The 12,252-nt window shown below is 46.4% G+C and carries 12 protein-coding genes; 5 read left to right on the forward strand and 7 right to left on the reverse strand.

From position 1 onward, the window contains the following. Window positions 1-131: 131 nt before the first annotated feature. Together BTW01_RS10430 and BTW01_RS10435 are read left to right on the forward strand one after the other, a co-directional pair. Window positions 132-614: a MarR family transcriptional regulator gene (locus tag BTW01_RS10430; protein ID WP_162102916.1), complete on the forward strand. Its 483-nt coding sequence runs from the start codon at window positions 132-134 to the stop codon at window positions 612-614. A 115-nt stretch (window positions 615-729) separates the two neighbouring features. After that, on the forward strand, window positions 730-2,286 hold the full coding sequence (locus BTW01_RS10435) for an MFS transporter (RefSeq protein WP_162102917.1): 1,557 nt from the start codon (window positions 730-732) through the stop codon (window positions 2,284-2,286). Here the strand turns inward: BTW01_RS10435 and bstA are convergent. Next, on the reverse strand, window positions 2,283-2,819 hold the full coding sequence (gene bstA, locus BTW01_RS10440; protein WP_162102918.1) for a bacillithiol transferase BstA: 537 nt from the start codon (window positions 2,817-2,819) through the stop codon (window positions 2,283-2,285). The genes BTW01_RS10435 and bstA overlap by 4 nt on opposite strands. A 123-nt stretch (window positions 2,820-2,942) precedes the next feature. Here bstA and BTW01_RS10445 point away from each other — a divergent pair, with 123 nt between their 5' ends. Both BTW01_RS10445 and BTW01_RS10450 read left to right on the forward strand, forming a co-directional pair. Then, entirely contained in the window at window positions 2,943-4,190 is a 1,248-nt protein-coding gene (locus BTW01_RS10445) for an MFS transporter (protein WP_162102919.1), read from the forward strand. Further along, complete coding sequence (locus tag BTW01_RS10450; RefSeq protein WP_162102920.1) at window positions 4,156-4,773, forward strand: TetR/AcrR family transcriptional regulator; 618 nt, start codon at window positions 4,156-4,158, stop codon at window positions 4,771-4,773. Before BTW01_RS10445 ends, BTW01_RS10450 begins: the two co-directional genes overlap by 35 nt. A gap of 36 nt (window positions 4,774-4,809) precedes the next feature. Here the strand turns inward: BTW01_RS10450 and BTW01_RS10455 are convergent, their stop codons facing one another. Beyond that, window positions 4,810-5,898, reverse strand: coding sequence for an acyltransferase family protein (locus tag BTW01_RS10455; RefSeq protein WP_162102921.1), 1,089 nt, complete (start codon window positions 5,896-5,898; stop codon window positions 4,810-4,812). A gap of 329 nt (window positions 5,899-6,227) precedes the next feature. Here BTW01_RS10455 and padR point away from each other — a divergent pair, with 329 nt between their 5' ends. Further along, on the forward strand, window positions 6,228-6,776 hold the full coding sequence (gene padR / locus BTW01_RS10460; protein WP_162102922.1) for a transcriptional regulator PadR: 549 nt from the start codon (window positions 6,228-6,230) through the stop codon (window positions 6,774-6,776). A 59-nt stretch (window positions 6,777-6,835) separates the two neighbouring features. Here padR and BTW01_RS10465 read toward each other — a convergent pair whose 3' ends face one another. From BTW01_RS10465 to BTW01_RS10485, 5 genes are all read right to left on the reverse strand, one after another. Further along, window positions 6,836-7,993: an ABC transporter permease gene (locus BTW01_RS10465; protein ID WP_162102923.1), complete on the reverse strand. Its 1,158-nt coding sequence runs from the start codon at window positions 7,991-7,993 to the stop codon at window positions 6,836-6,838. 15 nt (window positions 7,994-8,008) lie between these two features. Continuing rightward, window positions 8,009-9,202, reverse strand: a complete 1,194-nt coding sequence (locus tag BTW01_RS10470) for an ABC transporter permease (RefSeq protein WP_162102924.1) — start codon at window positions 9,200-9,202, stop codon at window positions 8,009-8,011. An 11-nt stretch (window positions 9,203-9,213) separates the two neighbouring features. Further along, window positions 9,214-10,149, reverse strand: coding sequence for an ABC transporter ATP-binding protein (locus BTW01_RS10475; protein WP_162102925.1), 936 nt, complete (start codon window positions 10,147-10,149; stop codon window positions 9,214-9,216). 142 nt (window positions 10,150-10,291) lie between these two features. After that, a complete protein-coding gene (gene lnrK, locus BTW01_RS10480) occupies window positions 10,292-10,954 on the reverse strand; it encodes a two-component system response regulator LnrK (protein ID WP_162102926.1) in 663 nt (220 codons plus the stop codon). Then, window positions 10,951-12,153, reverse strand: coding sequence for a sensor histidine kinase (locus tag BTW01_RS10485; protein ID WP_162102927.1), 1,203 nt, complete (start codon window positions 12,151-12,153; stop codon window positions 10,951-10,953). The genes lnrK and BTW01_RS10485 overlap by 4 nt, the downstream gene beginning before the upstream one ends. Window positions 12,154-12,252: the final 99 nt, after the last annotated feature.

The raw sequence follows: 12,252 nt of genomic DNA on the forward strand, positions 1-12,252 counted from the left end.
TAATAATCTCCAACTTATTATACACTACCATTATTTTTCGGACAAAGTCGGGCATGTGGTTTCTGCTCACTTTCTTTCAAGAGTGAAAATCGAGTAATATGGTAAGAGGAGTGAAAGATGAGGGTGATGAAATGGAATATAATCTGCATGATACCACTGTATTAAACGAAAACATTCTTTCTTCGGAGGAACGGGAAATATGGGTGCTCTATATGAAAGTCTTAACCTCTGCCGGGCTCGGTGATGTGTCTGAGTGGATGAAACTGGATATGAGCATGCCGCAAATGAAAGTGCTGATGCTATTAAACAACCATGGAACACTAAAGGTCAGCGACATTGCAGAAAAAATGGGAGCTTCTCTGTCTAATACAACAGGGCTGCTTGACCGTCTTGAGAAATCAGGATTTGTCAAACGCTCACATTCTGAAGAGGATCGCCGCTCAGTGGTTGTTCAATTGACGGAGAATGCTAAAAAAATTTTTCGGGGTCTTTACGAAAAAGGGCATTTGAAATTGAAGCGTTCCTTGGAGCTGCTGTCTCCTGAAGAAAAGCAAGCTGTTTCCTCAGGGCTATCTATTCTTTCTCAAGCATTGGAGAAAGCAAAAAAGGAATAAGTGTTTAAGTCTGTCATCCGTAAACTGCGGAAACAGGCTTTTTTTATTTGACATTTAATTCACTTAAAATGAATAATATATTCATAATGAATTAAAGAAAAGAGGTTTGATGAATATGTCTGAGGCATTCACAGAGCAAAAAAGCCAAAAGTGGGCGATCAGTCTGTTTACAATCGGTGTGTTTATGGCTGCGCTGGATAACGGTATTATTTCGGCGGCTTTAACAACGATAAACGAGTCGTTTGCCGTTTCTCCTTCATGGGGATCGTGGGGCATTACCCTTTATACGCTCGGTCTTAGCGTCAGTGTGCCGATCGTCGGAAAGCTCTCAGACCGCTACGGCAGAAAGAAACTTTTTCTCATTGAGGTTTGCCTGTTCGGGCTTGGTTCTTTGCTTGTTGCTTTGAGTCAAAACTTCCCGCTCTTTCTGATCTCACGGCTGATTCAGGCACTTGGAGGCGGCGGGATCTTCATTATCGGCAGCTCGCACATTCTCGCTACCTTTCCAAAGGAAAAGCAGGGAAAAGCGCTTGGGCTGCTTGGCGCGATGAACGGGATGGCGGCAGTGCTCGGACCGAATATAGGAAGCTTTCTGCTTGATTGGACCGGGTCTTGGCATTGGCTGTTTTTGATTAATTTGCCGATTGCCTTGCTGTTGGTCGTTTTCGGTGCATATTTTATGGCGGAAACAACAGCGCCTGAGGCTAAACGCCTTGATACAGCCGGGATCTTCCTTCTGTCCCTGTCGATTTTAGCTGTGATGTACGGAATGACAAATCTTGACGGTGCAAACCTTTTAAACAGCTTGGGGAATCCGGAGGTTTATGGATGTATTGTGTTGGGCATCATCTGCTTTGCAGCGCTTATCTCGTTTGAAAAAAGGGTTGAAATGCGCGGGGGCGATCCGATTTTGGCGTATTCTTTGCTGCGGAACCACATGTTTCAGCGTACGCTTGTCATCGGTTTGTTATCCGGAGGGCTCTTGGCTGCGGTTATTTTTATCCCGTCATATGTTGAGCAGTATTTGGGTGTCCCTGCCGCAAAATCAGGTTATTGGATGACTCCGCTTGCACTAGCTTCTGGAATCGGAGCTTGGCTTGGCGGAGTGCTTACCGACAAAAAAGGACCGGTGACAACTGTTGTTCTTTCTGGAATCATTTCGTGTGCGGGATTTGCGTTATTTCCGCTCTGGGTAACGGAGAAATGGGAGTTTGTGATCGCAAGTATGGCGGCCGGGATCGGGTTTGGCTTTCTGTTAGGCGCTCCGCTGAACGTCCTTGTATCAGAGGCGGCTAAAACGAATAAAGGAACAGCGCTTGGCACACTTTCATTAGTAAGGCAAATTGGACTGACATTGGCGCCTACGCTTTATGCCGGGTTTATCACAGCCGGGTTTGACCAAGTCGGCGCTGAAATCAAAAGCCGCTTATCAGAAAGCGGACATTCAGAAAAGGCGATGCAAATGATTCCGGAGATCGGCAGCTCTGATGTTTCTTCATTACAAGAACAAATTGAACACATTCCCGTGCCTGAAGTCAAAACAGCGATCAGCGACGCCATTCATGCGAGTGTCGCTAGCGGCTACGATCATTTATATGCGGCGGCGGCTGTGATCTCATTGCTGGTGATTGCGGCGATCAGTCTGCCGGCTTTCCGCCGGAAAAAGCCTTAAGACCACCCCATCCGTTTGGTAAGCTCCGTAATATGGGCGATATGGTGATGTGAGTGCCAGACATACAGCCCGAGCGCGTTCTCCAAGGTCATGATCTCCTTTGTATCGGGATGATAAAAACCGCGTTGAAATTGCTGGTCCGTCAGAGTGCGGAGAAGAGCCGTCCATCTCCCGTGAAGCGCCTGCAAAAGCGCGAGTGAACCGCTCGGATCCGCTGTTTTCGGGTCCTTTAGCTCTGACCACGCCTTTTCATCATACGGACGGATGGCCGGCGTCTCTTCCGTCAAACACAATTTAAATCGAATATAGCTGTTCATATGACTGTCAGCCAAGTGATGGACAACTTGCCGAACGGTCCATCCCCCGTCTCGATACGGTGTATCAAGCTGGCTGTCCGTCATGCCTTCTACGGCTTGCTTCAGCTTGGCCGGCACTTCTTCGAGCGCTTGAATCCATTTTACTTTTTGCTCCTTTGATACGGATTCCCTTGGTTTGTATTCCCCTATCGGGTAGCTTAGATTGGATGTTGTCATGTCTGTTCTCCCTTCTGATTCTTCTTCTCCTTTATTTTACATAAAAAAGATTGTATCTTGCGATTATTTCTCATACAATAAAAACGACACAGTTGTCGTTTTTATTGTACAGGAGGATGAATCATGGAAAAATCATTGTTTCGCAAAGAGCTGATGACACTGTTGGCCTCACAAACTATTTCTTCACTTGGAGACTGGCTTCACATTTTGGCCGTGCTGACATTGTCCGCTTTTCAGCTCCACGCTTCATCGTTAGATATGTCATTTTTGATGATGTCATTTGCTATGCCTGTCATTATACTCGGTCCGGTATCGGGGGTGTTAGCCGACCGCTTTGACAGAAAAACAATCATGTTTCTATCGGAAATCGGGCGGGCCCTCACCGTTGTCAGCTGCGTTTATGTCAGTGAGCTTTGGCAGCTTTACGTATTGCTAAGCCTCCAGAGCAGTTTTTCTTCCCTTTTTTCACCCGCTAAAAACGGAAAGCTTAAGGAATTGGCCCCGGAAGCTCACATTCAGCAGGCCGTCTCCGTCAGCAGCATGATTGATAACAGCGCAAAAGTCTTCGGCCCCGCCCTCGGCGGCATGCTGATCGCCGCTGTCTCTATCCATTCTGTTTTCTATATCAACGCCGGGGCCTTTCTTCTTTCCGCTGTCATTTTGTTTTTCCTCCCGAGAGATGCTTTTTTACAAAAAACCCTTACACCTCAAGAAAAAACGCCGGCACTCGCTTCGATGAAAGAAGGCTTTCAGTTATTGAAACGGATGCCGCTTCTTTTAACAGGCTTGCTCACTGCTTGTGTTGTTCTCTTTGTATTGCAGATTGGTGATTCGCAGGCAATCATTCTCATCCGTTCCTTTTCTGGCGCTCCTCCCGAGCTTGCTGGCTGGTGCATGGCCGTAAGCGGGGCCGGTATGCTCCTTACGGCGGCAATGATCGGCAAACGGAGTATCACTTCTTATTTGCTTTATTTCTCAGCTGGGGCCTTTCTGCTTGGAATATCGACTGGAAGTACGCCATTTCTGAGCGGCATGGGAATCGCCGGCATCGCTCTTTTTATTTTCGCTTTTTTCATCATGGGAGCGGCTTTCGGCCTCGTCCATATACCTTTTCAAATCCTCGTGCAGACAACGGTGCCTGTCAATTACAGCGGCAGGGTGTTTGGCGCCATTCAAAGCGCGACGACCCTCGCCTCCATCCTCGGCATGGCGGGCGGGGGTGTGCTGGCGGAATGGATCGGTGTATCACTTGCTTTTCTTGTCTGCGGCTGCTTGCTGATCATGGTTGGGTTGATTACACTTGTAGGTAAGAAAGTTGCAGAAAGCGGGCGATATCTTGTCACCGAAAGTAACAAAGGAGCACAAAGATAAACGGCAGGCAGAGATTTTAGAGGCTGCCAAAACCGTTTTTAAACGAAAAGGATTCGAATTAACGACAATGAAAGACGTCGTGGAAGAGTCAGGCTTCAGCCGAGGCGGTGTCTATCTTTATTTTTCAAGCACTGAGGAGATGTTTCGCCGCATTATTGAAGCCGGGCTTGATGAAGGGCTCCAAAAGCTTGATGACTCTGCGGAACATCGAAGTGTTTGGGACACCATTTCAAGCTATTTGGATGAACTTGCTGAAGGTCTTAGTGATGCAGCAGATACGCTGGCACCGGTTCAATTTGAATATTTAGTGACAGCTTGGCGGAATGAAGAACGGCGGCTGTACTTGGAGAAAAGGTACGATCTTTTTATAGAAAGGTTTTCAAAGCTATTGCAAAAAGGAATCGAGCAAGGGGAATTTCAGCCTCTGCAGCCTCTCGCGACGATTGCGAAGTTTTTCCTAAATATGAATGACGGCATCATTCAAAGCGCCCTTTATTTTGATGAAGAAAAAGCTGATGTATCTGGACTTGCTGAATCTGCAAAACTGTATTTAAAAACGGTGCTGCAAACGGATAGGAAATAAAACAAACGGCAGGAGCCTCTCTCCTGCCGCTTCTTTTCACCCTGCTTGATCCCGCACTTCTGCTGTTGCTTTCTTCTGTTTTGGCTGATAAATCTTTCCCACAAATAAATAACCGTATTTGAATTTATTCAGTGCCCACGAGGTCAGGATCGGGCCGGCTGTGCACACGGCGAACAACAGGAGAACTGCCGGTACGGCGGGGATGTCGGGCACATTTAAAAGCAACACGTAGCCTATAATCATAAAATAAGCATGAAGCAGATAAATTGAAAAAGAATAGTTGCTGATAAACATCATGATTTTCGGCACATGTTTTATTTTAGAAAACACGTGAAAGCACAGGAAAATCATGCTTGTCGAATACAGCATGATATCAGGCCGTTTCGAGCTGATCATGCCGATTTCCCCGACATAAGAAACAGTGACAACAAGCGCCGCAGATGCCAGCGCAGTCCCGTATATCCCCCACCGGTATTGATTTAACAGTGCTAAAAAACGCTTATATTCTTTTCCGCAATAATAGGCCAGACAGAAGTAAAAAAGCCAGCCTGCGAACGGCACCCAGAAGAACGGAAACGCTCCGCCCTCTTCAGAAGCAGGAGCCGGACTGGCTGCTGAGTAATAGCTTAAATAAGCGGCTGTCAACACAAATGAGATGGACAGAACCCATTTTGGCGATGCTTTTTTCAAATACTCATGAAACAGCATATGCAGAATGTAAAATTGAAAGATGACGAGAATGAAGTATCCAACAAAGTTGCCTAACAATACGTTCGCCAAAAATTTTTGCACAATCGCGAGAAAGGTGACCTCTCCCCCCATCGCACTGGTCATCAGCAAAGCATCGATGGCTGCGATAAATAAAAAAGGAATGAAAATCACTTTTCCCCGCTTCTTTAAAAAACCGTCCGGCACTCCGTCAGGATAAGAACGGGCCAGCAAAAATTCAGAGATGAAAATGAAAGCGGGCGTGCTGAACATGAGGAGTGTGCGAAAAGAATCTACGGTGTGAGAGATATTTGCGAGAGCTTCTGCCTGAAGCATCAGAACCATTGAAATGATATGGAGCAAAACGACACTTAAGCACGAAATACAGCGGATCATAAAAATTTCTTTAATTTGCATCACAGCGCTCCTTTTATTTCAAATTTTTAGAAATCAATGGTTGTACCTTAACATGTCTGTTCGGTTTGAAAAAGTGGCGGATGTCTTAAATTGGCGGATGTCTTATAGACTATCGAGAACAACTGAATACTGTGCAGACAAGAACTTTTGGGCTATGCAGAGGATGTGATCATAAATCCTTTATTCAAGTTCACCTTTCCTCTTATACATAAATCATCAATCTGAGTGCGGGACATAAAGTAGTCAGGTTGTGTTCCCTTCCTCCCTTTTCTATAATAAGGGGAATAGGCAGTTAGGATTACGAAACAGCCATAGACACGGAGGATCGCATGAGAGTATTAAAATACGCCATATTAGGGCTTTTGCGCAAAGGCGAATTGAGCGGATACGATATTACGAGTTATTTTAAAGAGGAGCTCGGCCAATTTTGGAGCGCCAAGCACAGCCAGATTTACCCCGAGCTCAAAAAGCTCACGGATGAAGGATTTATCACGTTCCGAACAACGATTCAAGGCACGAAGCTGGAGAAAAAGATGTACACCCTGACAGACAGCGGAAAGCAGGAGCTGCATGACTGGCTGATCCGACACCAGCCGATACCGGAGACTGTGAAGGATGAATTTATGCTGAAGGCTTATTTCATTTCTTGTCTATCGCAGCAGGAGGCTTCCGACTTGTTCACAGATCAGCTGCTGAAACGCAAGGCAAAGCTGTCTGATCTGCAGGGAAGCTATGACAAGCTGATGGCTTCAGCAGAACCAATGTCATTTTCTTCACCAGACTTCGGCCACTATCTCGTGCTGACGAAAGCGCTGGAGCGGGAGAAAAATTACGTTTCCTGGCTGGAGTCGATTTTGTCCATGATTAACAAAGGTTGACTGTGGGCGGAGATTTACCCGCATGCAAAAAGCATCTGCCTCAGGGGGCAGATGCTTTTTTAGGCTCGGAGCGCTTTCAGCCCCGCTGCGAAAGTAATTGCCGTAAAAGCAAGCAAAATGCCGCAGATGCCGAGAATATCTATAACATGTGCACCGTTAGCGATAATCTCAGTCAGCCCACTCATCGCCCACTTTTGCGGAAGAAGTTCCGCGACGGACTGCATCCATTTCGGTTCAATATCTATCGGCCAATACATTCCGCTTACCATACATGTTGCGATGACGAGTAAATTGCCGAACGCAAGCTGCTGTTCCGGCGTTCTGACATTGGCGGCTATCACCAATCCGATACCCACAACGGTCAGCAGAAAAAATGAGACTAACACAATAACCGCCGCCGTATTTCCCCAGTTGATGCCAAACAGCCAATGGGACGCGAGCAGTAAAATACCAAATTGAATCCAGCCTATGATAAAGAAGGACAGCACATATCCAGCACCGATTTCTGCTCGGCTTACAGAAGCTGTAAGCAATCTGTGCCAGACGCCGTTTTTTCTCGCTTCTAAAATGGTTCCCGCTGCTCCCATCATAGTCAGCATGACAAATAGAATCGAAAAACCTGCTGCTCTGGAGGCTGTATCGCTTACGTTCGCACTTTCTTCTTTATCGCTTAGTGTCTTACGTTTCACGGGTGGTGCTGCCTCTTTAGGATCTTTGGCGAAAACCAATTTATAAGCCGCCTTCCAATTCTCCCCGGCTGCTTGAGCTGCCGTTTTCGCTGCGGTAACTTGAATATTGAGTTTTGCCAATGTGCTTTCTGCATATTGTTTGGCCATCGGCGCTTCCGACAAGTCTGGACCGTGCCGGAAGACCAGCTTAGGATGTTTTCCCTTTTCGAGCTGTGTTTGGAACGAATGGGAAATTGTGATGATCCCGGCAATCTTCTTTTGTTCCAGCTTTTCTGATGCTTTGCTTTCAGACATGGTTTCAAATGTATACATATCATCATGTGTCTTCAACTGCCGAATATAATGTTGCGACAGAATCGTGTCATCCTGATCAATGACTGCAAACTGCAGCTTGTCATCATTGCTGCCTAACATCCCTCCAAATACAAAGGTCAGCAAAAGCGGGGCGGCGAACATCATCAAATAATTCTGCCGCTTTTTGAAAATGAGAGAAAGCTCAATGCCGCAAATGGCTAAGATTTTTTTCACTTCGTGTGTACCTCCTTATCTTGTTGTATGAAGCCGTCTGATACCAAGCACGAGTGAACAAAGGCTGATCGCTGCAAAAAGAAGCACAGGCTTTTGAATATCAGCCCAGCCTCCTCCTTCCATTAAAGAAAGAAAGCCGTCAAGCGCCCATCGATTCGGTACGACCTTGGATATAGACTGCAAGAAGTCCGGAAATTGGTACAGCGGCAGCATAGACCCGCCAAGAACCGCAAGCACTTGAACGCCGAAGCCGCCGATCGCATCCGCCGATTTCATATCGCTAATGCAGGACGCAAGCAGCATTGAAATGCCCGATACAGCGGCAGCGTACGAAAGCCCTAGTACACTTACAAACATCAGATTACCGCCCCAGTCCACACCAAATACATTGATCGTGACAATCAGAAATATGATAAATTGTATGATCGCAAATATATAGGTCCCGAGGCATTTTCCGAAAAGAATGACGAATTTTTGCGCAGGCGTCATCAGCATTCTGGCAAGTGTTTCCGTCTCCTTTTCCTGTAAAAATGATTTCGCTCCGACTGTCATATGAAACAGCATAAACATGCAAAGCATTGCAGCCGAATAGTATTGAAAGCTGGTAACAGCCTTGCTGCCGACTGATTTTTCCGCAATTGTCAGCTTGTTACCCGTTTCCTTTTCAAGCGTCTTTACTAGGTTGTTTGCAAAGTGTGCAGGATCAATCTTTCCTTGTTGGACAGCTGACGTTTTGCTGATGTAGTCCATTGAAGCGGACGCAGCATCTTTTACCGCCTTATATTGGTCTATGAAAGATGCGGCTGCTGTTTCGATGATGGAGCTTTTTATGGTTTGATCTGGATCGGCATAAACAAATGCTGACGTTTTGCCGGCTTCCCAATGTTTCGGAATGACGATGCCGACATCGATTTTCTTTTCATCGAGCAGTTTCTTCATCTCATCTTCGCTGCTGGCTTGTGTCATGTTTACCGGCTTCATTTTATTGAGGACGTCTGTTTTAAACATGTTCGCTGCATCTGATCGGTCTGATTGGACATACCCGACTTTGATGCCGTCAATCCGGCTGCCTCCGTCAACAATTGATCCGAGTGCCGCACCTAAAATACAGGTCAGGATCAGCGGCATTAAAATAAGCATCATAAACCCTTTTCTGTCCGTGATTCTGATGTTGACATCTTTCCATGCAATCCATAAGCTTTTTTTCATTACCGTCCCTCCTAATCCCGCAACGTGCGGCCGGTCAGATTCAGAAACAGACGCTCCAGGTTTGGTTCCTGCACCTGAAGAGACAGCAGGTTGATTTGATGGGCGGTTGCTTCCGCAAGCAAACTTGTGACAACTTTTTCATGATGGGCCGCAGAAATGTTAATTTTGAGTCCTGTTTCATGTACGGTTACATCATTTACATGAGCCAGGGAACGGATCGCAAAAAGAAACGCTTCATTGACCCTGCTAACTGTGACCTGAATGATGGTATCGCCTCCAAGACGGCTGCATAAATCGCCTTTTGTGCCGATCGCAATCATTTCTCCCATATCCATAATCCCGATTCGGTCGCATAAATACTCAACCTCTTCCATGTAATGACTCGTATAGATCACTGTCATACCTGTTTCATTGAGCTGCTTCACCGTCTCTAAAATATGATTTCTTGATTGCGGATCAATGCCGACAGTCGGTTCATCCATGATCAACAGCTCAGGCTTGTGCATTAATGCCGCACCGATGTTGATTCTCCGTTTCATACCGCCTGAGAATGTTTCAATTTTATCTTTGGCCCGCTCACTCAGGCCGACATATTCAAGGACTTCTGCCGACCTCTTTTTGGCCTCGCTATGGGTAAGTCCGTACATTTTTCCCCAAAATATTAGATTCTCTCGTGCCGTCAGTGTTGGATATAAAGCAATTTCCTGCGGGACGACACCGATTTTTTGTTTCGCTTTAGCTGTTTCTTTTCCGATAACATACCCGCCTACTGTGATGTGCCCGCTGTCATGAGGCGCGAGGCCGGAAATCATCGAGATGGTTGTGGACTTTCCCGCACCGTTTGGCCCGAGAAGCCCGAACGACTCCCCCTTTTGCAGAGAAAAAGAAATGCCTTTCACGATTGTTTTTTTCCCATATGCCTTTTTGATGTTTTCTGCTTTAAGCACGCCGTTCCACTCCTTTTTTGAATCATTGCTATTGTAGAAAAAAGAAAAGCATTCGGCATGTAGCGCCAGATAGAATGTAAGGCATGAAAAAAAGACCTTTTACAGGCCTTTTCAAAGTAACAAATATGCTCGACGACATATGTCAAAAGATAGATACACCATATCTGACTGAATAGATGGCGGCTTGGGTTCTGTCTCTGACAGACAGTTTGCTGATAATGTTGGACACGTGATTTTTCACTGTGCCTTCTGTAATGAACAGCTTTTCGGCAATTTCTTTGTTGTTCAGCCCGTACCCCAGTTCAGCCAAAACTTCGATTTCACGCTCGGTCAAATCGAGCAGCTCCTTCGGTTTTTCTATCTCGTTTATTCCTTTCAGCTGTTTTTCACGCTTCCACTCATTCAGCATTTGAGCAGTCAGGTCCGGAGGGAGCACCATTCCGCCAGATTGAACCGTCATCACTGCTTTTACAATCGTATCGGCTGACATGTCCTTCAGCAGGTATCCGCTCGCTCCTTCTTCAAGCGCTTCCGCAATCAGCTCTGAATCCTTGAAGGTTGTCAGCATTAAAACCTTTACGCCGGGCAAAGAACTTGTAATCAATTTTGTTCCTTCAACTCCGTTGGAAACAGGCATTCTGATGTCCATTAACACGATATCCGGCTCAAGTTCTTTCGCCTTTTCGAAGGCCTCCTGCCCGTTTCGCGCTGTAGCGATCACGTCAAGCTCTTCTCTGAGCTGAAGCAGTGACGCCAGCCCTTCTCTGACGATATCCTGATCGTCGGTAATGATGATCTTAATCATGATAAACTCTCCTTTTGCTGCACAGGCCCGAAGCTCCATTTTTTATTAGCCATTGAAAATTCAGCGATGACAGTAAACCCTTGATCCCGTTCGCTCTCAAAGCGGATCATTCCGCCATGCTCCGCTGCCCGTTTTTTCATATTCAAGAGGCCAAACCCGAGTGCCGCCTCAGGATTTCCTTTTCCATCATCCTTAATGACAAGGCTGATGCCGTCCGTTGTACAGGCAAGCCGTATCGAACAGGCGGTGGCGCCGCCGTGCCGTTTGGCATTGGTCAGTCCTTCCTGCACCGTTCTGACCAAAGTCGGATGAAGAGACAGCGGGATTATCGCAGGATCGCCGCTGACCGTAAATTCTGTTGTGACTCCTGCATTTTTGTAAAAGTCCTCTGTCAACTGTTTTAGCGATTCGATGACCGAAGGATCGTTTTCCGTTTGCAGGGTCCGCACTGATAAGCGGACATCGTCAAGCGCTTCACGGGCAAGCGTTTCACATATTCCGACTGTCTCCTCCGCTTGTTGGCTGTCTCTTTTTTGCCATTCACGCAAAAGCTGCAGCTGGACGAGAAGGGCCGTCATTTTGTGCCCGACTATATCATGGATTTCCCTTGCCATTCTGTTCCTCTCATGAATGGCGGTCAGCTCTTCAACCTGCTTCGCATATAAATGCAGCTCCTCGTGTGCAGCAGACAGCGCCAGGTGGGATTCCGTCAATTCCTGAAACTGCTGTTTTGCCGTATCCTGCGCCTCTAGCAGCTTGCGGATTAATTTGCCGACGACACCGCAGAAGACAACGAATGTCATGCTGGTCAAATGATCGATGACAAATTCAGTGCCGAACATCATATATGTACGGATGAGGACGATCAAAAACAAAATCAAGCATAGACATAAAACAGACCGAGCAGTTTTCTTTTGAAATCCTCGCAGAAAAAAGGCGACTGCAACCGGACAGAGCATGATAATGAACAAGCCTGTGCCGGGAAAGATGAATCCGAACGAAAAGCCGACCGCAATATCAATCAGACAAAACCAGAAGGCATTTGTCTCTTTTGTCAGTAAAACATGATTGGCTGCATACACGGCAGCACCTGCTGCAATACATGCATATTCAAACCAGTTATCCTCTTTCACAATGGACAAATACATTAAACAGCTCACCATCAAGGTAAACATTCTCGTAAAAAACAGAGCCTTCACGCTCATCACTCCCGTTACCCAATTCCCTTCTTATCATACCTGCCTCAAGACATTTTTGACAGACGTTTCCGGAAAATAAAAATCCCCCTGCCAAATTTG

It is taken from the genome of Bacillus sp. SKDU12, assembly GCF_010093085.1.
Taxonomy (GTDB): domain Bacteria; phylum Bacillota; class Bacilli; order Bacillales; family Bacillaceae; genus Bacillus; species Bacillus mexicanus.